18 protein-coding genes and 1 pseudogene are annotated in these 23,677 nt (G+C 71.7%); 15 read left to right on the forward strand and 4 right to left on the reverse strand.

Annotated features, from left to right (window positions below; translation table 11 throughout):
• Positions 1-53: 53 nt before the first annotated feature.
• Positions 54-818: a crotonase/enoyl-CoA hydratase family protein gene (locus ACQEWB_RS44035; protein ID WP_432841517.1), complete on the reverse strand. Its 765-nt coding sequence runs from the start codon at positions 816-818 to the stop codon at positions 54-56.
• A 125-nt stretch (positions 819-943) separates the two neighbouring features.
• On the opposite strand from ACQEWB_RS44035, the gene ACQEWB_RS44040 reads away from it, so the two are divergent.
• Positions 944-1,657, forward strand: a complete 714-nt coding sequence (locus ACQEWB_RS44040) for an SDR family oxidoreductase (RefSeq protein ID WP_432841519.1) — start codon at positions 944-946, stop codon at positions 1,655-1,657.
• Positions 1,658-1,678: 21 nt separating this feature from the next.
• On the opposite strand, the gene ACQEWB_RS44045 is transcribed toward ACQEWB_RS44040, so the two are convergent.
• The gene (locus ACQEWB_RS44045) at positions 1,679-2,659 is read right to left on the reverse strand and encodes a lysylphosphatidylglycerol synthase transmembrane domain-containing protein (protein WP_432841521.1); all 981 of its coding nucleotides are present in this window, start codon (positions 2,657-2,659) and stop codon (positions 1,679-1,681) included.
• A 174-nt stretch (positions 2,660-2,833) separates the two neighbouring features.
• On the opposite strand from ACQEWB_RS44045, the gene ACQEWB_RS44050 reads away from it, so the two are divergent.
• From ACQEWB_RS44050 to ACQEWB_RS44070, 5 genes are all read left to right on the forward strand, one after another.
• Positions 2,834-4,732, forward strand: a complete 1,899-nt coding sequence (locus ACQEWB_RS44050; RefSeq protein ID WP_432844329.1) for an ABC transporter ATP-binding protein — start codon at positions 2,834-2,836, stop codon at positions 4,730-4,732.
• Positions 4,733-4,917: 185 nt separating this feature from the next.
• Positions 4,918-5,538 (forward strand): hypothetical protein, encoded by a 621-nt coding sequence (locus ACQEWB_RS44055; protein WP_432841523.1) that lies wholly within the window; start codon positions 4,918-4,920, stop codon positions 5,536-5,538.
• Between the two features lie 174 nt (positions 5,539-5,712).
• A complete protein-coding gene (gene panD, locus ACQEWB_RS44060; RefSeq protein WP_390002432.1) occupies positions 5,713-6,132 on the forward strand; it encodes an aspartate 1-decarboxylase in 420 nt (139 codons plus the stop codon).
• Between the two features lie 40 nt (positions 6,133-6,172).
• Positions 6,173-6,526: a GNAT family N-acetyltransferase gene (locus ACQEWB_RS44065; RefSeq protein WP_432841526.1), complete on the forward strand. Its 354-nt coding sequence runs from the start codon at positions 6,173-6,175 to the stop codon at positions 6,524-6,526.
• 15 nt (positions 6,527-6,541) lie between these two features.
• Positions 6,542-7,174 carry an aspartate/glutamate racemase family protein gene (locus tag ACQEWB_RS44070; protein ID WP_432841528.1) on the forward strand — a complete coding sequence of 211 codons (633 nt, stop codon included), beginning with the start codon at positions 6,542-6,544 and terminating at the stop codon, positions 7,172-7,174.
• Positions 7,175-7,778: 604 nt separating this feature from the next.
• Here the strand turns inward: ACQEWB_RS44070 and gndA are convergent.
• Positions 7,779-9,218 carry an NADP-dependent phosphogluconate dehydrogenase gene (gndA, locus tag ACQEWB_RS44075; protein ID WP_432841530.1) on the reverse strand — a complete coding sequence of 480 codons (1,440 nt, stop codon included), beginning with the start codon at positions 9,216-9,218 and terminating at the stop codon, positions 7,779-7,781.
• A 278-nt stretch (positions 9,219-9,496) separates the two neighbouring features.
• Here gndA and ACQEWB_RS44080 point away from each other — a divergent pair, with 278 nt between their 5' ends.
• A complete protein-coding gene (locus ACQEWB_RS44080) occupies positions 9,497-10,669 on the forward strand; it encodes a transglycosylase family protein (RefSeq protein WP_432841532.1) in 1,173 nt (390 codons plus the stop codon).
• Here ACQEWB_RS44080 and ACQEWB_RS44085 read toward each other — a convergent pair.
• On the reverse strand, positions 10,659-11,756 hold the full coding sequence (locus tag ACQEWB_RS44085) for a DMT family transporter (protein ID WP_432841534.1): 1,098 nt from the start codon (positions 11,754-11,756) through the stop codon (positions 10,659-10,661). The two genes, ACQEWB_RS44080 and ACQEWB_RS44085, sit on opposite strands and share 11 nt — an antisense overlap.
• A 210-nt stretch (positions 11,757-11,966) precedes the next feature.
• On the opposite strand from ACQEWB_RS44085, the gene ACQEWB_RS44090 reads away from it, so the two are divergent.
• From ACQEWB_RS44090 to ACQEWB_RS44125, 8 genes and pseudogenes are all read left to right on the forward strand, one after another.
• A complete protein-coding gene (locus ACQEWB_RS44090; RefSeq protein ID WP_432841536.1) occupies positions 11,967-12,692 on the forward strand; it encodes a (2Fe-2S)-binding protein in 726 nt (241 codons plus the stop codon).
• A gap of 38 nt (positions 12,693-12,730) precedes the next feature.
• Positions 12,731-13,882, forward strand: a complete 1,152-nt coding sequence (glgA, locus tag ACQEWB_RS44095) for a glycogen synthase (RefSeq protein WP_432841538.1) — start codon at positions 12,731-12,733, stop codon at positions 13,880-13,882.
• Between the two features lie 81 nt (positions 13,883-13,963).
• The gene (gene glgC / locus ACQEWB_RS44100; RefSeq protein ID WP_432841540.1) at positions 13,964-15,184 is read left to right on the forward strand and encodes a glucose-1-phosphate adenylyltransferase; all 1,221 of its coding nucleotides are present in this window, start codon (positions 13,964-13,966) and stop codon (positions 15,182-15,184) included.
• A 122-nt stretch (positions 15,185-15,306) separates the two neighbouring features.
• Positions 15,307-17,927, forward strand: a pseudogene (locus ACQEWB_RS44105) (PA14 domain-containing protein).
• A gap of 32 nt (positions 17,928-17,959) precedes the next feature.
• Positions 17,960-20,281, forward strand: a complete 2,322-nt coding sequence (locus ACQEWB_RS44110) for a GH92 family glycosyl hydrolase (protein WP_432841542.1) — start codon at positions 17,960-17,962, stop codon at positions 20,279-20,281.
• A 155-nt stretch (positions 20,282-20,436) separates the two neighbouring features.
• Complete coding sequence (locus tag ACQEWB_RS44115) at positions 20,437-21,771, forward strand: wax ester/triacylglycerol synthase family O-acyltransferase (protein WP_432841544.1); 1,335 nt, start codon at positions 20,437-20,439, stop codon at positions 21,769-21,771.
• A 103-nt stretch (positions 21,772-21,874) separates the two neighbouring features.
• Positions 21,875-23,350, forward strand: a complete 1,476-nt coding sequence (locus ACQEWB_RS44120) for an SDR family NAD(P)-dependent oxidoreductase (RefSeq protein ID WP_432841546.1) — start codon at positions 21,875-21,877, stop codon at positions 23,348-23,350.
• 79 nt (positions 23,351-23,429) lie between these two features.
• Complete coding sequence (locus ACQEWB_RS44125) at positions 23,430-23,663, forward strand: hypothetical protein (protein WP_432841548.1); 234 nt, start codon at positions 23,430-23,432, stop codon at positions 23,661-23,663.
• Positions 23,664-23,677: the final 14 nt, after the last annotated feature.

Raw genomic sequence — 23,677 nt, forward strand, 5'->3', positions numbered from 1 at the left:
TGTGCAACCGCTCATCCTGCCGCATCCGCACAAGCCGATGAACGGCCCGTCCCTCACAGGTCCGTGAACGAGCCACCCCGCCCCGCCCCCGACGCGAACCGTGCCGCCCCCTCCAGGCTCTCCGCCAGCACACCCATTCCGTACCGGAGTTCACCGCTCATCGCCGCCGCCTCGTCCAGCCCGTCCTGCTCCAGCACCGACGACCGGTCGCCCCGTAGACAGGCCTGCGGGAAGCGGGCGATCTCGGCGGCCAGGGTCTCCGCCCGGTCGCGTGCCGTTCCGGTCGGCACCACCCGGTTGGCGAGGCCCATCTCGTGGGCCTCGCTCGCGTCCACCGCCCGCCCCGTGAGGATCATGTCCAGCGCGCGGCTCTGCCCGATCAGCCGGGGCAGCCGTACCGTCCCGCCGTCGATCAGCGGGACGCCCCAGCGGCGGCAGAACACCCCGAAGACCGCGTCCTGTTCGGCCACCCGCAGGTCGCACCAGAGCGCCAGCTCCAGACCGCCCGCCACGGCGTGCCCGGCGACCGCGGCGATCACCGGCTTGGACAGCCGCATCCGCGTCGGCCCCATCGGACCGTCGCCGTCCTCCGCGACCCGGTTGCCGCGCTCCGTGCCGAGCGCCTTGAGGTCGGCGCCCGCGCAGAACGTCCCGCCCTCGCCCCACAGCACCGCCACCGACGACTCCTCGTCCGCCTCGAACTCCCGGAACGCGGCGGTGAGTTCGGCGGCCGTCGGGCCGTCCACGGCGTTTCGGACCTCGGGGCGGGACAGGACGATTGTGGTGACGGGTCCCTGACGCTCGGTTCGGACCGGCATGTCGGCTCCATTCGTGTCCTGGGTCTTGCGGTCACCTCCGATAGTGCCGGTCCCCGCGCCGGCCGACGGCCCCCGGGGCAGGTCCCTGTGCGAGGCTGAGGGTCCGCAGCGAGGGAGTGGTGGCGATGGCAGCCGACCGCACGACCCCGCCGGTCGCCGTCGTGACCGGCGCCAACCGGGGCATCGGGTACGAGGTGGTACGACAGCTCGCCGACCGCCGGTACCGCGTGGTCCTCGGCTCCCGCGACCTCGCCAAGGGGCGTGCCGCCGCCCGGCGTATCGACCCGGGCGGTGAGTCGGTGACCGCCGTGCGGCTCGACGTCTCCGACGAGGCGAGCGTGGCCGCGATGGCCGACCACGTCACCCGCGAGCTGGGACGGGTGTCCGTCGTCGTCAACAACGCGGCGATCCTGTACGACACATGGGCCCAGGCCCGGTCCGCCGACCTCGCCGAGGTGCAACGGGCCCTGGACACCAACCTGTTCGGCGCCTGGCGGGTCACCCAGGCGCTGCTCCCGCTGCTGCGGCGCAGCCCGCATCCACGGGTCGTCATGGTGAGCAGCGAGGGCGGTTCCCTCCAGTCGATGAGCGGCGGGACGCCCGCCTACAGCGTCTCCAAGGCGGCCCTGAACGCCCTCACCTGCCTGCTGGCCGGCGAACTGCGCAGGGATCGCGTTCTCGTCAACGCGATCTGCCCGGGCTGGGTCGCCACCGACATGGGCGGCCGGGGCGGCCGCCCGGTCACCGAGGGGGCCGCCGGGATCGTATGGGCCGCCACTCTGCCCGACGACGGCCCGACCGGGGGTTTCTTCCGGGACGGCAAACCCGTGCCCTGGTGAACCGTCTGATCGCCCGGCCCCTCAGATCACCTTCAGGCGGACCAGCGCTCCCAGCGTCAGCGCCCCCGGCAGCAGCGGCAGCCACACCGTGATGATCCGGTAGGCGAGCACGACCGCGGTCGCCACGGCCACCGGGCCGCCCGCCGCCACCAGCGCCACGACCAGCGCCGCCTCCACCGAGCCGAGCCCGCCCGGCGTCGGCACCAGCGCCACCGCGACCGTGGCCGCCAGGTACGCCACGGCCATGTGCACGGGCGGCACCGGCAGCCCCAGCGACAGGCCCACCAGGACCAGCCCGGCCGCCTGGAGCGCGGGGAAGGCGAGCGAACCGCCCCACAGCGCCAGCGCCCGGGACGGACGCGTGTGCACCGAGCGCAGCTCGCCGAGGGCCGTGCGCAGGAAGGACAGCGCGGTCGTGCGCAGCCGTCGTACGAAGGCGAGGACCATGACCGCGACGACCACCACCGCGCCGATCGTCAGCAGCAGCGGGCCCATCGCGTCGTCGGGCAGCAGCGAGCCGAACCGCAGCGCGTCCGGGAAGGCCAGCAGCAGGGCGAGCAGCAGTCCCACCCGGGTGACGCACTCCGCCAGCAGGTAGAGGGCCAGCGCGGCCGAGGAGCGGGCCAGCGGAATACCGCACACCGTCATGAAGCGTAGGTTGACCGCCCCCGCGCCGAGGCCGGTCGGCAGCAGGTGGTTGGCCGAGCCCGCCGCGAACTGGGTGGCCAGCAGCCGCCGCCTGGGCAGCCGGTCGACCACCGCGCCCTGCCGGGTGAAGGCGGCCGCCACCCAGGTCAGACAGGTGGCACCGGCCGCGGCCAGCAGCCACGGCCACTCGGCCGACCGCAGATGGCCGAAGCCCTCGACGAGGACGTCACGGTGCTGCACGGCGATGACGGTGACCAGCAGGAGCGGAAGCAGGCACAGGATCTGGCGGACCGGGACGCGACGGGGGAACCGTCCCGGGGGGATGGAGCCTTGGGGAATTTCAACCGCAGTCACACCCGGAGAGGTTTTCCGCACCGCGCCAACTGCGGGTTGCGGGATTGCGGCGGGCGCCTTACGGACGGAAAGCGGCTGGGGAGGCAGAGCCATGAGGTCCTTCGGGGAGGGGGACGTGAAAGCGGGAGTATTGACCTCGACAACGCTCGAGGTTCTACGTTCTCTCCCATGAGCATGGAGACCACAGCCTGGACACAGCTGCACAGTGTCATGACCGCCCAGCCGGAACGCCGCCCCTTCGCGCGCGCCACGCTGCGCCGCATAGGAGCCTTCGCCCGTCCGCACCGCGCCCGTATCGCACAATTCGTGCTGCTCGGGGTGGTGACCGCGCTGCTCGCCGTCGCGACCCCCGTGCTCGCCGGACACGTCGTCAACGCGATCGTGTCGCACGGGGACGAGGGCACGGTCGTCCGCCTGGCCCTGCTCATCGCGCTGATCGCGGTCGTCGAGGCGGCGCTCGGCATCCTCGGCAGGCGGCTCTCTTCGTCGCTCGGCGAGGGGCTCATCCTCGATCTGCGTACGGCTGTGTTCGATCATGTGCAGCGAATGCCGGTCGCGTTCTTCACACGGACACGTACGGGCGCGTTGGTCTCCCGACTCAACAACGACGTCATCGGCGCACAGCGTGCGTTCAGCAACACACTCTCCGGAGTGGTCAGCAACCTGGTCACCCTCGTGCTCACCCTCGCCGTGATGCTGACGCTGTCCTGGCAGATCACCCTGCTCGCTCTGGTGCTGCTGCCGTTGTTCGTGGTCCCGGCCCGGCGGATGGGCACCCGGATGGCCCGGATGCAGCGCGAGGCGGCCGAGCTGAACGCGGCCATGGGCACCCGGATGACCGAGCGGTTCTCCGCGCCCGGCGCCACGCTGGTCAAGCTCTTCGGGCGCCCCGAGGAGGAGTCCGAGGAGTTCGCCTCGCGCGCCCGCCGGGTCGCCGACATCGGCGTCCGCACGGCCACGGCCCAGTCGGTCTTCATCACCGCGCTGACCCTCGTGTCCTCCCTCGCCCTCGCCCTGGTCTACGGCCTCGGCGGCTGGTTCGCCCTGCGCGGCAGCCTGGAACCCGGCGCCGTCGTGTCGCTCGCGCTGCTCCTGACCCGCATGTACGCCCCGCTCACCGCCCTCGCCGGCGCCCGCGTCGAGGTGATGAGCGCCCTGGTCAGCTTCGAGCGCGTCTTCGAGGTACTCGACCTGAAACCGCTCATCGAGGAGAAACCGGACGCCCGCGAGGTGCCCGAGGGCCCGGTCGCCGTGGAGTTCGACGACGTCCGCTTCGGCTACCCGTCCGCCGACAAGGTCTCCCTCGCCTCCCTCGAAGAGGTCGCCTCCCTCGACACCCGCGGCGGCGCCGAGGTCCTGCACGGCATCTCCTTCCGCGCCGAACCCGGCCGGACCGTCGCCCTCGTCGGCTCCTCCGGCGCCGGCAAGTCGACCATCGCCCAGCTCCTGCCGCGCCTCTACGACGCCGATGGGGGCGCCGTACGCATCGGCGGCGTCGACGTCCGCGACCTGACCGCCGGCTCCCTGCGCGCCACCCTCGGCATGGTCACCCAGGACGGCCACCTCTTCCACGACACCGTCCGCGCCAACCTGCTGCTGGCCCGCCCCGGGGCCACCGAGCCCGAACTCCGGGACGCCCTGCGCCGCTCCCGCCTCGACGAGCTCGTACGGTCCCTGCCCGACGGCCTCGACACGGTCGTCGGCGAGCGCGGCTACCGCCTCTCCGGCGGCGAGCGCCAGCGCATGACCATCGCCCGGCTGCTCCTGGCCCGCCAGCGCGTGGTCATCCTGGACGAGGCCACGGCCCACCTCGACAACACCTCGGAGGCCGCCGTCCAGGAGGCACTCACCGAGGCACTGGAGGGCCGTACCGCGGTGGTGATCGCCCACCGGCTGTCCACGGTCCGGGCCGCGGACCTGATCCTGGTGGTCGAGGGCGGACTGATCGTGGAACGGGGCACGCACGAGGAGCTGTTGGCGGCGGACGGACGGTACGCCGAGCTGTACCGGACGCAGTTCGAGGAGCGGGGCGAAGCGGTGACGGGGATCGCGGCGGGCGAGGCGGTGGCGTGAGGCCGCCCGCACCCTGACGGCGCAGCGCCCGATCCCCCGTACCGGAGGCGAAAATCGCAGGTGGGGGCCGTCTTCCGGCGGACGGGGGCGAGACTGGGGGCGTGCGATCGGTTGCGGGGCACCGGGCGGGTTCCCACGGTGAGCGCAGGAACAGCTGCACTCGCCAGCCCCCGAAAGGAACCTGCATGTCCCCCCTGGTAACCCGTGGACTGCTGCTGCCGTCCGTCATCTGCGCCGCGCTGGTCTTCGGCCCCGTCGGCACCGCCGCCGCCACGGTCGACGTGTACCGAGGAGCCGCGGACCCGGTCTCCTCGCAGTCGTCCGTCCCCGGGTCCGGCACGGCCGCGGAGGCCGAGGACATCGGTCTGTGGCTCGACGAGATGAAGGACGAGATGCGGGACGACGTGCACGTCCACGGCACCGACGCGCTCGCGCCGCTGCTCGGCGTCCTGACCGACCTCACCGAGCGGGGCAGCGGACCGCTCGGCGTGCGGGAGGCGGCCGAGTACCGCAAGGCCGTCGAGGCGGCGTACACCTCCCTCCAGCGCGGCGTCGCGGAGCGGGCCGGCGGCACGAACCGGGCCGCGGCGCCGGCCGCCGACCCCGTCGGGGACGCCGTGGCGCAGCTCCAGTCGGTCGTCGCCGACCTGCTCAAGGCCCTCACCTCGCTCGACCTGGGCGGGGTACTGGGCGCGGTGACCGGCCTGCTGTCGCCCGTGCTCTCGATCGTCACGGGCCTCCTGGGCGGCCTCCCGGTGCCCTCGCTGCCGGCGCTTCCCGCACCGGGGAGCCCTGCGGCCCCGTAGCCGACGTAAGGGATTCGGGGGCGGGCCGCCCGGTGCGGTCCGCCCCGCCGACGTGTGCGCGGTGTGACGCGGTTCTCGGTGCGGCCCCCGGAGGCGTTCCGTACCCTGGGCTGCGCCTCATCTGAGTGCCCTTGACCCGTACGCGGGCAGGGAGCCGAATTCTGGGAGCACCGCATGCTGCGCACCATGTTCAAATCCAAGATCCACCGCGCCACCGTCACCCAGGCCGACCTGCACTACGTGGGATCGGTGACCATCGACGCAGAACTGCTCGACGCCGCCGACCTGTTGCCCGGCGAGCTCGTGCACATCGTGGACATCACCAACGGCGCTCGCCTGGAGACGTACGTCATCGAGGGCGAGCGCGGCTCCGGCGTGATCGGGATCAACGGGGCCGCCGCCCATCTCGTCCACCCCGGCGACCTGGTGATCATCATCAGCTACGCTCAGGTGACCGACGCCGAGGCCCGGGCACTCGAACCCCGGGTCGTGCACGTGGACCGCGACAACCGCGTCGTGGCCCTGGGCGCCGACCCGTCCGAGCCGGTGCCGGGCTCGGACCAGGAGCGCAGCCCGCAGGCCGTGCCCGCCTGACCCGCATCGACGCCGGATCCTTCGGACCAGGAGCGTGCCCATGAGCGACATCGAGATCCGCGACGACCGGGCGGCGGGCCGCCTGGAGGCCTCCGGCGGCGGCACGGACGGCGAAGTCGTCGGCCACATCGAGTACTTCGTCCTCGAATCGCCCGAGCGCGCCCTGGTCCCCGTCCACACCATCGTGGAACCGGCCCACGAGGGGAAGGGCATCGCGGGTTCGCTGGCACGGGAGTTGTACGCCATCGCCGAGCGCGAGGGTGTCGTCGTCGCGCCGCTGTGCCCGTACGTCACCAAGTGGGCCGAGCGCCATCCCGACGTGGCCCCGGCGGTCGACCCGGAGCTGCTGCGGGCGGCGAAGGAGTGGCTGGTGGCACACCCCGGGCGGTTCTGAGAGACGGTGGTCGGCATGCTCGCCCTTCTGCACACCTCACCCGCCCACGTCCCCGTCTTCGACGCCCTGCGCGACGAGGACCACCAGGGCCTGGAGCTGCGGCACTTCGTCGACGAGGAGCTGTTGGCCCGGGCCCGCCGCGAGAGCCCGGAGGCGGTCGCGGACGAGGTGAGGGCCGTACTGGACAAGGCGGTCGCCGAGGGCGCGAGGGCGGTCCTGTGCACCTGCTCGACGATCGGCGCGGTCGCGGAGGCGGCGGGAGCGGGGGTCCCGGTGCTGCGGTCGGACCGCCCGATGGCGGCCGCGGCGGTGGCCCTGGGCCCACGGGTCGTCGTACTGGCCAGTGTGGAGAGCACGTTCGGCCCGACGGCATCCCTGATCGAGGAGGAGGCCCGGCGCGCGGGACGCCGGGTCGAGGTTCGGACCTGCCTGGTCGAGGGCGCCTGGGACCGCTTCGCGGCGGGCGACCCCGAGGGCTGCGCACGCCTGGCGGCGGAGGCGGCCGACGCGGTCACGGAGGCGGACGCGATCGTCCTGGCCCAGGGCTCCCTGGCGCCGGCCCGGCAACTGACGACGACCACGATCCCTGTGCTGTCGAGTCCCCGGCCGGGGCTTGCGGCGGGGGCACGGGCGGTGCTCGGCGAGTAGGAGCCGCGCAGCCCCGGCTCGGGGTCGAGGCGGGCGCCCGGGCGCTGCCCGGAGGCCGGAGTCGGCCGGCCCCGGCCTCCGCGGAAACGCGGGTTGGGCAAGGCGAGTGGACCGGCTGGGCCCCCGCTGTCATGCGGGCGGGTGAGTGGGGGAGACGGGCGCAGGGTACGCGGGGGAGTAGTCCAGAGCCGATGTCGACCGACTGGCCGGAGGACGCCGTGACCGACCCGTACCCCACCCCCACTCCTCCTTCGCCGGGACCCACGCCCGGCCCGGATCCGCGGCCTCCGGATCCGTACCCGTCACCGGTCCCCACCCCCACGCCACCGCCGGGCCCGGAACCCACTCCGCCCCCGCAGCCACCGTCCCCGCCGGTCCCGGGTCCGCCACCCCCGGACCCCTCACCGGTCCCACCGGGCCCGGACCCCGTACCGAACCCGGAGCCGGGACCCCCGCTGACCTGAGCAGGCACGGCCATGCCCGGGGACGATCCGGCCACCGGAGCCCGGTCCCGGCGTCGCCACCCACCCGACCTCCTCACCCCGGCAACGACAGAGGCGGCGGCCGACCGCCAGGGCCGTCCGCCGCCTCGTACGACTACCCGCTACGCGTCGACCTCCGACCGGTCCCCGCCCCACAGCGTGTGGAACGAGCCGTCGCGGTCGGTGCGCCGGTAGGTGTGCGCGCCGAAGAAGTCCCGCTGACCCTGCGTCAGCGCGGCGGGCAGGCGCTCCGCGCGCAGCGCGTCGTAGTAGGCGAGGGCCGCGGCGAAGCCCGGCGTCGGGACGCCCTGGCGGGTCGCGGCGACGATGACCTCGCGCCAGTCGTCCTGGGCGTCCGCGATCTCGCGGGCGAAGGCGTCGTCCGACAGCAGGCTCGGCAGGTCGGCCCGGGTGTCGTAGGCCGCGCGGATCCGGTCCAGGAAGGCCGCGCGGATGATGCAGCCGCCGCGCCAGATCGCGGAGACCGCGCCCAGGTCGATGTCCCAGTCGTACTCCTCACGGGCCGCCGCGATCTCGTGGAAGCCCTGGGTGTAGGAGACGATCTTGGAGGCGTACAGCGCCTGCTCGACGCGGTCCGCGAAGGCCGCCGCATCCGACTCGGAGAGCGGCGTGGCCTTGGGGCCGGCCAGCCCGCGGGACGCCTCGCGCAGGTCCGCGTGACCGGACAGCGAGCGGGCGAAGACCGCCTCGGCGATGCCGGACACCGGGACGCCGAGGTCCAGGGCGATCTGGACGGTCCAGCGGCCGGTGCCCTTCTGCTCGGCCTGGTCCACCACGACGTCCACGAACGGCTTGCCCGTCGCCGCGTCCACGTGGGACAGCACCTCGGCGGTGATCTCGATCAGGTAGGAGTCGAGGCGGCCCGTGTTCCAGGTGCGGAAGATCTCGGCGATCTGCGCGGGGGAGTAGCCGGCCACATCGCGCAGCAGTTGGTACGCCTCGCCGATCAGCTGCATGTCGGCGTACTCGATGCCGTTGTGGACCATCTTCACGAAGTGCCCGGCGCCGTCGGGGCCGACATGGGTCACACAGGGCGCCCCGTCCTTCGCCTTCGCGGAGATCTTCTCCAGCATGGGGCCCAGCGAGTCGTACGACTCCTTCGGGCCGCCCGGCATGATGCTCGGCCCGTTGAGCGCGCCCTCCTCACCGCCGGAGACGCCCATGCCGACGAAGTGGATGCCCTGCTCGCGCAGTTCGCGCTCCCGGCGCCGGGTGTCCGCGAAGTGCGCGTTGCCGCCGTCGATGATCATGTCGCCGGGTTCGAGCAGCGGCGCGAACTCCTGGATCACCGCGTCGGTCGGCTCGCCCGCCTTGACCATGATGACCAGCCGCCGCGGCCGCTCCAGCGCCGCCACGAACTCCTTGGCGGTCTCGGCCGCGATGAAGTCGCCCTCGTGCCCGAACTCCTCCACCAGGGCGTTCGTACGCGCCACTGTGCGGTTGTGCAACGCGACCGTGTAGCCGTTGCGCGCGAAGTTACGGGCGAGATTGCGGCCCATGACCGCGAGTCCCGTGACGCCGATCTGGGCTGAGTTGCTCATTCGGTTGGCTCCTAAAGGATCCGGTATCGGTGGTGCCGGTCGTGCACGTCAGTATCGCCCCACCGACCATCCTGACTTGCCGGTACGTCGAGCGCACATCCGGGCCGCCCGCCCTGCCGAAGGCAGATACGCACGACAGACCCCACCCGCCTCAGCATTTCCGCAACTGCCGTGCATTCCTGTTCCTTTGCGGGACAGGGCGGCCGATTGCCGTCTTGTCATGGCCTGTTCGGGGCGCTTATTTTTGGCCCTCCTGGCATATGTCGAGGGGGATCTTCATGGCCGTACGCGGCCGGCACCGCCGGTATCAGCCGAACAGGATCAACCGCGCCTCACTGACCGTCACCGCCGGCAGCGCCGCCGGTATGGCGATCCCGCTGATCGGCGCCGGCACCGCCCACGCGGCCGACGTGTCGACCTGGAACAAGGTCGCCGCGTGCGAGTCCAGCGACAACTGGAGCATCAACACCGGCAACGGCTTCTACGGCGGCCTCCAGTTCACCCAGTCCACCTGGGAGGCCTACGGCGGCGCCAAGTACGCGAGCCGCGCCGATCTGGCCACCAAGGACCAGCAGATAGCCGTCGCGGAGAAGGTCCTCGCGGGCCAGGGCCCGCGCGCCTGGCCGGTCTGCTCGGTGAAGGCCGGGCTGACGCGGGGCGGGGACACCCCGGACGTCCACCCGGCGAGCACCTCCACGAAGAAGACCTCCGTGGAGGACGTGAAGCCGCAGACCACACCGCAGTCGCGGGCGGGCACGGCCGAGATGTACACGGTGGTCCGCGGCGACAGCCTCTCCGAGATCGCCGAGTCCGAGAACGTACGGGGCGGCTGGCAGCGCCTGTACGCCGCGAACCGGAAGACCGTCGGCTCGGACCCCGACCTGATCCTGCCGGGGCAGCGGCTGAACCTGAACGGGAAGGCCCCCGCGACGCACCCCGCGTCGACCAAGTCGTCGACGAAGAAGACGGAGTCGAAGAAGACCGACACGACGGAGAAGACCGAGAAGGCCTCCTCGGTCACCGAGGAGAAGGCCAGGACCAGCAGCCACTCCCTGGTCGCTCCCGTCTCCGGACCGATCGGCACCCCGTACCACCAGGCGGGCTCCTCCTGGTCGAAGGGCTACCACACCGGCGTCGACTTCCCCGTGCCCACCGGCACCTCCGTCAAGGCCGTCGGGGCGGGGCAGGTCGTCAGCGCCGGGTGGGGCGGGTCGTACGGCTACCAGGTGGTGATCAAGCACTCCGACGGCCGTTACACGCAGTACGCCCATCTCTCGGCGATCTCCGTGCGGGCCGGGCAGAGCGTGGGCGGCGGCCAGCGGATCGGGCGCTCCGGGGCCACGGGCAACGCGACGGGCCCGCATCTGCACTTCGAGGTGCGGACGGGGCCCGGATTCGGTACCGACATCGACCCTCTCGCCTATCTGAGGGCCGGCGGGGTCAGGATTTGACGCGCACGCGGTGCCGGTCGAGCTCCGGCGCCGCGACGTACGAGCCGCCGTAGAAGGGGCCGTAGAAGCGGTAGCGGGCGGGGTCGGCGGGCTGTTCGGCGTCCTCGCCGTCGTAGGCCACCGCCAGGACCGTCGGCCCCACCTGGGTGGGGACGACGACCTTCTCGTGCAGGGCGGCCACCGGCTGCTCCGGAACCGCGACGAGCAGGTCCTCGACGGACGTCGGCTCGGCCGGCGTCGGCGCGGACTCGGTGGTGGTACGGGCGATGCGCTCCGTCGTCAGCAGGATCAGGCCGCCCGCCGCCACCACGGCGCAGCTCAGCGCGAGCATCGTGCCGGTGGTGCCGTAGCGGAAGGTCTCGCCGAACATCGTGATGCCGACCGCGGCCGCCACCACCGGGTTCACCACCGTCAGCGTGGCCAGCGGGGCCGCGAGGCCCGCGCCCCGGTAGGAGGCCTGCGAGAGCAGCATGCCGGCCGTCGCGAAGACGCCGATGACCGCCAGGGACGGGGCGTCGGAGAGGGTGACGCCGCCGGTCCAGTCGACCGCGACCGTCTTGGTGAAGACCGAGGACATGCCGAACGCTATGCCGGACCCGGTCGCCAGCAGCATGCTGCGCACCGCCGGGTGCCGGTGGGCGGCCCGGCCCGCGATCATCAGCGTCACGACCACACCGCCGGTGACCACGGCGACGGCCACCCGCTGCGCCGTGTCCAGCGACTGTCCGTCGGAGGTGCCGACCAGGGCCAGCAGACCGGCCAGGCCCACGGTCGCCATGATCGCGCCCCGCCAGGCGGTGGCACCGGCCTTGCGGCCGACGAACAGCGCCGCCATCGGCAGCGCGAACACGATGGTCAGGGCGCCCAGCGGCTGCACCAGGCTGAGCGGACCGTAGGCCAGCGCCACCACGTGCAGCACACCGCCGAGGCCGTTCAGCGCGACCGCGGCCCACCAGGTGGGGCGGCGCAGCGGCGCGTACTGCTCGTCGGGGGAGGAGACCGCCACGTGCTCCTGCACGATCGCTCCGCCGGCGTAGGCCACGGCGGAGACGAGCGACAGCACGATGGACAACGCGAGGGCACTCATGAGCTGCTCCTCTGCGTGTGACGGGGGCGGTCAGCCCCGCGCGGCGAACGGTCGGCCTTCATGAACAACACGATGCCTTGTGGATCTGTTCCCGTCGTCGTCCCTGAGCACGCAATGGGTCCTACTGCCGATGGAGTACGAATCGGGCACCGTCATACCCAGGGTGGGGGACCCGGGAGGGAGGGCCCCTGGAGGTACCCCCTAGGGGCCTTGGTACTACTGCTCTTCGTGGACCTCGACCCGGAACTCGCCGCCCTCGCCCCGCTCGGCGGCTTCTTCGTACTACGCACGGGCGGAGCACCTGACTCCGCTCTTTCGACGCTAGCGCAGGCATACGAAAACCGGCCCTCGGAGGTTTACGGAAATTCCGTGACTTTCCGTGCCGAAAAAGTCACGGCTGCCCTGCACGCCCCCGAGTTGCGGATCGGCGCCTCGGTCTTCCAGCAGGGCCTCGCGGCCCGCCTCTGGTCGGTGACCCTGGGCTGCGCCGCCGCGTACGGTCAGGTCCCCGACCTGGACCCCCGGCTGCTGCACTGGAACCCCGACGCGAGCGCCCCCGACGACCTCTGGCTCTCGGAGGTCCGCCCGCTGCCCGCGGACCCGGCGACCATCGCCGACCTCGTCCTCCACCGCCACCTCGAACCGCTCACCGCCGCCCTGCGCACGCACTACCGCATCGCCCCCGGCCTGCTGTGGGGCAACGCGGCCTCCGCCCTCGTGGCGACCGCCCGCCAACTCGGCGCCCCGCCTCGCGTCCGCTCCCTCACCGCCGAACTCCTCGCCCACCCCCTCCTCGCGGACACCGGCACCCTCACCGGCACGGCCTTCCGGCGCCGCAGCTGCTGCCTCTACTACCGGGTGCCCGGCGGGGGAGTGTGCGGTGACTGTTGCTTCACACGACCCCCGCGCTCTTCCCCGCGCGCCGCATCTGGGTGACCATGAGGGGACCGGTCGACAGGACATGGGGGTTGCGGGTGCGAGTGGGACTGCTGACCCGGGAGTACCCGCCGGATGTGTACGGCGGCGCGGGTGTCCATGTCGAGTTCCTCGCCCGGGAGTTGGGCTCCCTGGTCGACCTCGAGGTGCACTGCTGGGGCGAGGGCCGCGGAGTGGGCGTCGTACGCCACCGCTCCTGGGCCGCCCTCGACACCGCCAACGACGCGCTGCGCACCTTCTCCGTGGACCTCGCCATGGCCGCCGGTCTCGAGGGCCGCGAACTCGTGCACTCCCACACCTGGTACGCCAACCTCGCCGGCCACCTCGGGAAGATGCTGTACGGCATCCCGCACGTGATGACCGCCCACTCGCTGGAGCCGCTGCGCCCCTGGAAGGCCGAGCAACTCGGCGGTGGATACGCCCTGTCCAGCTGGGCCGAGCGCACCGCGATCGAGACCGCCGACGCCGTGATCGCCGTCTCCGGGGCCATGCGCGAGGACATCCTCACCTGCTACCCGACGCTGGACCCGGCCAAGGTCCAGGTCGTGCACAACGGCATCGACACCACGCTCTACCGGCCCGACCACGGCACGGACGTACTGCGCCGGATCGGCCTGGACACCGACCGCCCGTACATCCTGTTCGTGGGCCGCATCACCCGGCAGAAGGGCGTACCGCATCTGCTGCGCGCCGTACGGGACATCGACCCGGCCGCGCAGGTCGTGCTGTGCGCGGGTGCGCCCGACACCCCGGAGATCGACCGGGAGTTCCGCGACCTCTACCAGGAGCTGAGCGGCGTCCGCGAGGGCGTGCACTGGATCCCGCAGATGCTGCCGCGCCCCGAGGTGATCCAACTCCTCACCCACGCGGCCGCCTTCGTCTGCCCCTCGGTGTACGAACCCCTCGGCATCGTCAACCTGGAGGCGATGGCCTGCGGCACGCCCGTGGTGGCCTCCCGGGTCGGCGGCATCCCCGAGGTCGTCGACGACGGCAAGACGGGTCTGCTGGTCGACGTGGACGACGACTTCGAGGCCGGGCTCGCGCGGGCGCTGGACGCGGTGATCGGCGATCCGGAGACCGCGCGGCGAATGGGCGAGGCGGGGCGGGAGCGGGCGGTGGGGGAATTCGGCTGGGATGCCGTCGCCCGCCGTACGGTCCGTCTTTACGAGGAGATCCTCAAACAGGAATAGAACGGCAGGGAGTTCCTCGAACAGGCTTACACCGCCCTGGGCAGGGGCAGGCATGGATCAACCACGGTGAGGGGAGCGGCCATGCGTCGTGGCGGACCTTCGGTGCTCGGGATCGTACTGGCGGGCGGAGAAGGCAAGCGCCTGATGCCCCTGACGACGGACCGCGCCAAACCAGCGGTCACCTTCGGCGGTACCTACCGCCTCGTCGACTTCGTCCTGTCCAACCTCGTCAACGGCGACATCCTGCGCATCTGCGTGCTCACGCAGTACAAGTCGCACTCGCTGGACCGGCACATCACCACCACCTGGCGGATGTCCAGCCTGCTCGGCAACTACGTCACCCCGGTCCCGGCCCAGCAGCGGCTCGGCAAGCGCTGGTACCTGGGCAGCGCCGACGCGATTCTCCAGTCGCTGAACCTGGTGCACGACGAGAGTCCCGAGTACGTCGTCGTGTTCGGCGCCGACCACGTGTACCGCATGGATCCGCGCCAGATGCTCACCCAGCACATCGAGAGCGGCGCGGGCGTGACGGTGGCGGGCATCCGCGTCCCGCGCTCGGAGTCCTCGCAGTTCGGTGTGATCACGCCGGGCTCGGACGGCCTGACGGTCGAGCGTTTCCTGGAGAAGCCGGCCGACCCGCCCGGTCTGGTCGACGACCCGGAGTGCGTCTTCGCCTCGATGGGCAACTACGTCTTCACCACCAAGGCCCTGATCGAGGCCCTGCAACGGGACGCCGAGGACGAGAACTCCGTGCACGACATGGGCGGCTCGATCCTGCCCCAGCTCACCGACCGCGGTGAGGCCCAGCTCTACGACTTCAGCGCCAACCACGTGCCCGGCGAGACCAACCGCGACCGCGGCTACTGGCGGGACGTGGGCACCCTGGACGCCTACTACGACGCCCACATGGACCTGATCGCCGAGCGCCCCGCCTTCAACCTCTACAACCGCCAGTGGCCCATCTACACCCACTCCAACCAGCTCTCCCCGGCCCGCTTCAACGCGGGCGGCATGGCCAGCGAGTCGATCATCAGCGCGGGCTGCCTGATCCGCGGCCAGGTCACCCGCTCGATCCTGTCGCCGGGCGTGCTGATCGACCCGGGCGCCGTGGTCCAGGGCTCGATCCTGCACGACAACGTCAAGATCGGGCGGGGCGCGGTGGTGCGGGGAGCGGTGCTGGACAAGAACGTCGAGGTGCCCCCGGGCGCCACGATAGGCGTCAACCCGGAACGGGACGCCGAGCTGTACACCGTCTCCAAGGGCGGGGTGATCGCGCTGGGGAAGGGACAGATCGTGTCCTGACGGCCGACCGACGGCCCCGGCGTGCTCCGGCCGCCGGGGCTTTGTCATGTCCCTGGACGCAAAGCGGAATCCGTGTTGTCATGCCAACTGCTGTCCATGACAACGTTGTTATGGGAGGTTCCGTGCACCTGAAACGCCTCAGAGACCGGCTCGCGTTACTGCTCGTGGTGGCGCTGGGCGTCGCCGCACTCACCGCCGGCTCCACCGCGAACGCCGCCGCCGACCCCGCCGATGACCCCGTGGTCCACGGCCTGAAGGGCGAGTACTACACCCAGTCCGCCCCGGGCGCCTTCGACTTCGACCAGCTCAAGGCCACAGGCCTCGACCCGAACCTCGACTTCGACAACCTCGAGCCCCGCCTCACCTTCGCCACCGGGCAGTCCGACGACGTCAGCGTCCGGTGGACCGGCAGGATCGTGCCGGAGGAGACCGGCCCGCACACCTTCTCGATCATCGGAGACAACGGCTTCCGCCTGTGGGTCGGCGGGAAGCTCGTCATCGACCACTGGGTCGACGACTGGGACCGCGAACAGACCGGCGACCCTGTCGAGTTGACCGCCGGACAGGCCTACGACATCAAGGTCGAGTACTTCGAGCACTACGGCGGCTCCAACCTCCACCTGCGCTGGACCGAGCCCGGCGGCACCAAGGTGCCCGTCCCGCAGTCCGCGTTCCGCCTGCCCGACGGCTGGCACTACGACGGCGCCATCGCCACGACCGTCCTCGGTACCGGCCGCACCCTGAAACTCGACTTCGCCCAGCCCCTCACCGCACCCCCGGCCGGCCTCACCAACCACCTCGAAGCGGTGATCGGCGGCGCCAAGTGGCCTTTGCGGAGCGCCCAGTTGGACCCGCGCGACTCCAGGGCTCTTCTCATCACGCTGAAGGAACCCGTCGTCGGCAACAAGACCGGCACCGCCCGCGGCACCGCCGACGTCCGCTACGACGGAAACGGCGGCCTTGCCGGCGTCGAAGGCAACGTTGTCACAGCGTTCTGGAGCAGCGGCCCCAACCGCTCCACCCACGAGCTTCGCACCAAGTGGGCCGACCAGGTGGGCCCGGACAACGCCCTCCCGGAGTACCCCCGCCCCCAGCTCACCCGCACCGACTGGCGCAACCTGAACGGCCGTTGGCAGTTCGCGGCGGCCACGGCGGGCGAGCGGCCCCCGGTCGGCAGGACCCTCGCCGAGCGCATCCTCGTCCCGTACCCGGTCGAGTCCCAGCTCTCCGGCCTCGAACGGCACGAGGACCGCATGTGGTACGCCGCACCTTCACCGTCCCGGCCGACTGGAATATCGGCTCCGGCAAGCGGCTGCGCCTCAACTTCGGCGCCGTCGACTGGCGTTCGGAGGTGTACGTCAACGGCACGAAAGTCACCGAACACCAAGGCGGCTACGACAAGTTCAGCGCCGACATCACCGACGCGCTGAAACCGGGCCGTACCCAGGAACTGATCGTCGGCGTGTACGACCCCACCGACGCGGCCGACGGCGAGAACCCGCCCCTCGGCAAGCAGCGCCTCGACCCCAGCGGCATCTGGTACACACCGACCTCGGGCATCTGGCAGACGGTGTGGATGGAACCGGTGGCCCCCGACCACGTCGACTCCCTGAAGCTCACCCCCGATGTCGCGAAGAGCCAACTCGCCGTCGAGGCGAAGGGAGTTCGCGACGGCGTACCGATCACGGCGACGGCGTACGACGGAAAGCGCGAGGTCGCCACGGCCCGTGGCCGCACCGGCGGCCCGCTCACCCTGACCATCGCCCACCCCCGCCTGTGGTCGCCCGACGACCCCTTCCTCTACGACCTGAAGGTCACTCTCGGCGCCGACCGTGTCGGCAGCTACTTCGGGATGCGCTCGATCGCCGTCGAGAAGGTGAACGGCGTCCCGCGCACGGTCCTCAACGGCAAGCCCGTCTTCATGATGGCCACCCTCGACCAGGGCTTCTGGCCGGACGGCCTGTACACGGCGCCGACCGACGAGGCTCTCGCGTACGACCTGAAGGTGCACAAGGAGCTCGGCTTCAACGCCGTGCGCAAGCACATCAAGGTCGAGCCCGACCGCTGGTTCTACTGGGCCGACCGGCTCGGCCTCATGGTGTGGCAGGACATGCCCGCGATGACCGCCGGGGTCGATCCGGGCACCGCCGCCCGGGCCGAGTACGAGCGCGAGATGAAGCAGATGATCGACGAGCACATCAGCAGCCCGTCGGTCGTCATGTGGGTCACCTTCAACGAGGGCTGGGGCCAGTACGACATGGCCCGCATCGCCGACCAGGCGAAGGCCTGGGATCCGACCCGACCGGTCGACTCCATGTCCGGGCTCAACCTCGGGGCCGACGGCGGCACCGGCGACATCATGGACGAGCACGGCTACCCCAGCCCCGCCCTGCCCCCGCACCCCGACGGGCGACGCGCCCTGGTCAGCGGCGAGTACGGCGGCCTGGGCCTCGCGGTACCGGGACACGCCTGGTCCGTGCAGCAGTCGTACGTCGACGTCGACCCGGCGGCCTACACCGACGACTACCTCACGAAGCTCGCCGAGGTGCGCGCCCTGGCCTGCAAGGGGAGCAACGGCGCCGTCTACACCCAGATCTCGGACGTCGAGGGTGAGCTGAACGGCCTCCTGACGTACGACCGGCGGGTGCTCAAGCCGGACGCCCAGCGTGTGCGGGCCGCGCAGCAGGCCCTGATCCGCGACGCTTCCCAGGCGGTTCCCGCAGGGTGCCCGACCACCACCTGAACCATCCGAACCCCAACCGGAGGTCTTCCCGCATGAGATGGACCCGGCGCCTGCGCCTGTGCACGGCGGGGGTGGTGGCGGCATCCGCGCTGTTCGCCGCACCCGCGACCGCACAGGCCACCCAGCCGAAGGACGGTCGACTCACCGATCTGGTCAACCCGTTCATCGGCACCGAGAACGAGGGCAACACCTACCCCGGCGCCGCCGTGCCCTTCGGCATGGTGCAGCTGTCGCCGGACACCGGCCACAACACCGGCTACGACTACTCCCAGAACCACATCCGCGGCTTCTCGCTGGTCCACCTGTCCGGCGTCGGCTGCGGTCTCGGCGGCGACCTGCCCGTGCTGCCGACCACCGGTGACGTGACACAGACGGACTACGCCAAGTACGAGGCCGAGTTCAGCCACGACGACGAGGCGGCGAGCCCCGGCTACTACCGGGTCGGCCTGAAGACCGGCATCGAGGCGGAGCTCACGGCGACCGCCCGCACCGGCGTCCAGCGCTACACCTTCCCCGCCACCGACAAGGCCAACGTCCTGCTGAACGCGGCCCAGTCGCTGCACACCGGGGTCTCCTCGAAGGTCGAGGTCCTCGACAACCGCACCGTGCGCACCGCCATCACCGGCCGCGGCTTCTGCCAGGACACCAAGCCCTACACTGTCTACACCGTCACCCGCTTCGACCGGCCCTTCACCGCCTACGGCACCTGGGACGGCTCGACCGTCACCGCGGGCTCGAAGACCGGAGCCGGCGGCGCCTACGTCCGCTTCGACACGACCGAGGACCGCACCGTCGAGGCGACCACCGCCCTCTCGTACGTCGACGCGCGCGGCGCCTCGGTCAACCTCCGTGCGGAGGGCGGCCGTTCCTTCGACGCCGTACACCACAAGGCGCGGCAGGCCTGGGAGGACCGGCTCGACGACGTGCGTGCGCAGGGCGGCAGCGACAGCCTGCGGCGGACCTTCTACTCCTCCCTCTACCGGTCCTTCCTGGCGCCCAACATCGGCAGCGACGCCGACGGCCGCTACACCGGCTGGGACCAGGAGATCCACCGGACCGACGGTTTCACCTACTACCAGAACTGGTCCCTCTGGGACACCTACCGCACCCAGTCCCAGCTCCTGTCCCTGCTCGCGCCGCGTGAGGCCCGGGACATGGCGATCTCGGTCGTCAGGATCTCCGAGGAGAGCGGCTGGCTGCCCAAGTGGGGCTACGGCACGGTCGAGACGAACATCATGACCGGCGACCCGGTGACGCCCTTCCTCACCAACGCCTACCAGCAGGGGCTGCTCAAGGGGTACGAGGAGCGGGCCTACCGGGCGCTGAAGCGGAACGCCGACGGGGTGCCGCCGGCCGACTCGCCGGCCGTGGGGCGCGAGGCGAACAAGGAGTACGTCGCGGAGGGGTTCGCGCCGTACATCAAGGGCCGTCCGCATGTGAAGCCGGGCGACTCGGACTACGACCACGGGGCCTCGGCCACCCTGGAGTACGCCCTCTCCGACGCGATGCTCGCGCAGATGGCCCGGGACCTCGGGCACGACTCCGACGCCGCACGCTATGCGGCCCGCGCGCAGAGCTACCGGAACATCTTCGACCCCTCGACCGGCTTCTTCCGCGCCAGGGACGCCTCCGGCGCCTTCACCGGACCGGCCGACCCGGCGCAGAGCGAGGGCTTCCACGAGGGCACGTCCTGGCAGTACCAGTGGCTGGTGCCGCAGGACCTGAAGGGCATGGTCGGCCTGATCGGCGGCGAGCAGGCCGCGAACGACCGGCTGGACTCGTTCTTCGCCTACGACCAGCTGCTGGCCGACCCCGCGAAGACGGCCCGCGAGGTGTGGGTCAACGGGCCGTACGACTACTACAACGCCGACAAGTACAACCCGCAGAACGAGCCCGACCTGATCGCCCCGTACACCTACCTCTCGACCGGACAGCCCTGGAAGACCACCGACGTCGTGCACGCGGCGCTGACCCTCTTCACGGACACCCCGACCGGCATGACCGGCAACGACGACCTGGGCACCATGTCCGCCTGGAACGTGCTGTCGTCCATCGGGATCTTCCCGGTGCAGCCGGGCTACGACACCTGGGGCCTGTCCACGCCGGTCTTCGACCGGGTCGACCTGACCCTGGACCGCCGGTACTACCCGCGCGGCGCCCTGACCATCACCGCACCCGGCACCTCCGCCACCGACCGGTACATCCGGTCGGCGCGCACGGACGGGTCGGCGTACGACCGGACCTACCTGACGACGGGCGATCTGCGCGGCCTGCGCTCGCTCGCCTTCACGGTCGGCCCGCGCCCGTCGGAGTGGGGTACGTCACCGCAGGCGGCGCCGCCCGCACTGAAGTGATCACTTGAGCCCCATGAGTCGCACCGAGTCCCGCCCCTTCCGAAAGGGGCGGGACTTAACCTGCCGTTAACTGTGCGTAGCTTGATCGTACTTGACCGTAATCGCGCGAGGGCGGTTGACTGCTTGCTCACCCGTCGTCGACGCGAGGCAAGCCATTGACTTCTGACCTGCTCGCTCCTCTCGACCTGGCGTTCTGGAACATCGAGTCCGCCGAACACCCCATGCACCTCGGCGCACTCGGCGTCTTCTCGGCCCACACGCCCACCGCGGGCGCCCATGCGGCCGACCTGCTGGCGGCCCGCGCCGCCGGGGTCCCCGGGCTGCGGATGCGGATCCGGGACGTGTGGCAGCCGTTCTGCTTCCGGCCGCTCGCCTTCGGCGGCGCCACCCGGGAGTCCGACCCCGACTTCGACCCGCTGCACCATGTCCGGCTGCACGCCCCGACGGCCGACTTCCACGCGGACGCGGGCCGACTCATGGAGCGCCCGCTGGAGCGCGGCCGGCCGCCGTGGGAGGCGCATGTGCTGCCGGGGGAGGACGGGGTCTCCTTCGCGGTGCTGTTCAAGTTCCACCACGCCCTGGCCGACGGGCTGCGTGCGCTGACCCTCGCCGCGGCAGTCCTGGACCCGATGGACCTGCCGGCCCGCAAGCCCCGCCCCGAGGCGCCGAAGGGCGGCCTGCTGCCCGACGTCCGCAAGCTGCCGGGGCTGGTCCGCGGTGCCGTCTCCGACGTCGGCCGCGCCCTCGACATCGGCGCCTCCCTGGCCGTGTCCAGCCTGGGGGTCCGCTCCTCGGCGGCGCTCGCCGCCGAGCCCACCGGCACCCGCCGTACCGCCGGAGTGGTCGTCGACCTCGACGACGTGCACCGGATCCGCAAGTCCCAGGGCGGCACCGTCAACGACGTCCTGATCGCGGTCGTCGCGGGCGCCCTGCGCCGCTGGCTGGACGAGCGCGGCGACGGCAGCGAGGGCGTCCGCCCGCGCGCCCTGATCCCCGTCTCCAAGCGCCGCCCGCGCACCGCGACCCCACAGGGCAACCGGCTCTCCGGCTACCTGATACGGCTCCCGGTCAACGACCCCGACCCGCTGGCCCGCCTCGACACGGTCCGCGAGGCGATGGACCGCAACAAGGACGCCGGCCCCAACCGGGGCGCCGGTGCCGTCGCCCTGCTCGCCGACCACGTGCCCCCGCTCGCCCACCGGCTCGGCGGCCCGCTGGCGGGGCAGGCCGCCCGGCTCTGGTTCGACATCCTGGTCACCAGCGTCCCGCTGCCCAGCCTCGGCCTGAAGCTCGGCGGCAACCCGGTCACCGAGGTCTATCCGCTCGCCCCGCTGGCCCGCGGGCAGGCCCTGGCGGTCGCCGTGTCCACGTACCGCGGACACGTCCACTACGGCCTCGTCGCCGACGCCAAGGCCGTACCGGACCTGGACCGACTGGCTGCCGCGCTGGCCGCGGAGGTCGAGACCCTGATCACCGCCTGCGGTTCCTGATCAAGGCGAGTTTGGAGGACCGGGCAAGCGCTCCGTAAAATTCGCTCTTCGACAGCGGGTGCGATCGGAGCGCCGCTCGGGTGATCAGGGAAACGGCAGCGCGATGACGGTGACAGAGGAAGAGGTCGTGTACGGGCCCGGTATCGACCCGGAGCGGCTTGCCGTCTGCCTGAGCGTGCTCGAAGAGCTCGACAAGCTGGACGTCGACCACCCGGACGCGATCGCCGTGCGCCGGGCCACCGCCGGCGTCTACCGCACGGTCAAGCAGCGCCGCCGTCAGGAGCGCCGGGCCGCCAAGACCGCCCACGACAAGGCGGTCACGGAGGCCACCGCGACCGGCTCCGCCCAGCGCATCGACGACGAGACCGAGGGCCTGCTGCCGTCGTCGGCCACCGAGGAGGGCCGGATCGCGGGGATACTCCAGCGCCCGCGCTCCTGCTACACCTGCAAGACCCGGTACGTGGAAGTCGACTACTTCTACCACCAGCTCTGTCCCGACTGCGCCCGCCTCAACCGCGACAAGCGCGACGTCCGGGCCGACCTCACCGGCAAGCGCGCCCTGCTCACCGGCGGCCGCGCCAAGATCGGCATGTACATCGCGCTCCGCCTGCTGCGCGACGGCGCCCACACCACGATCACCACACGGTTCCCCAAGGACGCCATCCGCCGCTTCAAGGCCATGGACGACTCCGCGGACTGGATCCACCGCCTGGAGGTCGTCGGCATCGACCTGCGCGACCCGGCCCAGGCCGTGGCCCTCGCCGAGCAGGTCGCCGCGGCGGGCCCGCTGGACATCCTGATCAACAACGCCACCCAGACGGTACGGCGGCTGCCCGCCGCCTACGCGGCCCTGGTCGACGGCGAGAGCGCCCCGCTGCCCGCCGGTGAGCTCCCCAGCCACCACGTCATCGGCGCCTTCAACTCCGGCGCCGTCGACGGCCTCGCCGCGCTGCCCCTGGGCACCAGCGGCCTCGACGCCCAGAAGGTCGCCGACCTCGCCCTGGTCGCGGGCAACGCCAGCATCGCCCGGCACCTCGACGGCACCGCCATCGACGCGGGCGGCCTGGTCCCCGACGTCGTCGACACCAACACCTGGGTCCAGACCATCGACCAGATCTCCCCGGTGGAGCTCCTTGAGACCCAGCTGTGCAACTACACCTCCCCGTTCATCCTGATCAGCGCCCTGCGCCCGGTCATGGCCGCCGCGGCGAGGAAGGCGTCCAGCAAGCGGGGGTACGTCGTGAACGTCTCCGCGATGGAGGGCGTCTTCGGCCGCGGCTACAAGGGCGCGGGGCACCCGAACACCAACGCCGCCAAGGCCGCCATGAACATGGTCACCCGGACCAGCGCCCAGGAGATGTTCCAGACCGACGGCATCCTCATGACCTCGGTCGACACCGGCTGGATCACCGACGAGCGCCCGCACTACGACAAGCTGCGGCTGGCCGACGAGGGCTTCCACGCCCCGCTCGACCTGGTAGACGGGGCCGCCCGGGTTTACGATCCGATTGTGCGCGGCGAGCAGGGCGAGGACCTGTACGGCGTCTTCCTGAAGGACTACGCGCCCGGCAAGTGGTGATCCACCTGTCCTGACGTGTGTGTCCCGGCGCCGGTCGGGAACCCGGACCCTGGTGAGTACCGCGCCGGGGAGTGTGACCATGAGCAGTCCACACGGCATCGATCCGCGAGCGCAGCACGACCCGCGCAATCGCTACCCGACCGACTCCGAGTTCTACGGCAGCGACCGCCCCGACCACGCCGTCCTGCCGGAGGACCGGCCGCGCGGCGGCGGGGACACGAGTCCGGTGAAGCACCGCGGCACGTGGGCCACGGTCGCGCTCGTCGTCGGCATCATCCTGCTGATCCTCGTGGGGATCGCACTGTTCCCGTGAGGGAGCCACAGCCA

It is taken from the genome of Streptomyces sp. CA-249302 (assembly GCF_050936785.1).
Classification (GTDB): Bacteria; Actinomycetota; Actinomycetes; order Streptomycetales; family Streptomycetaceae; genus Streptomyces.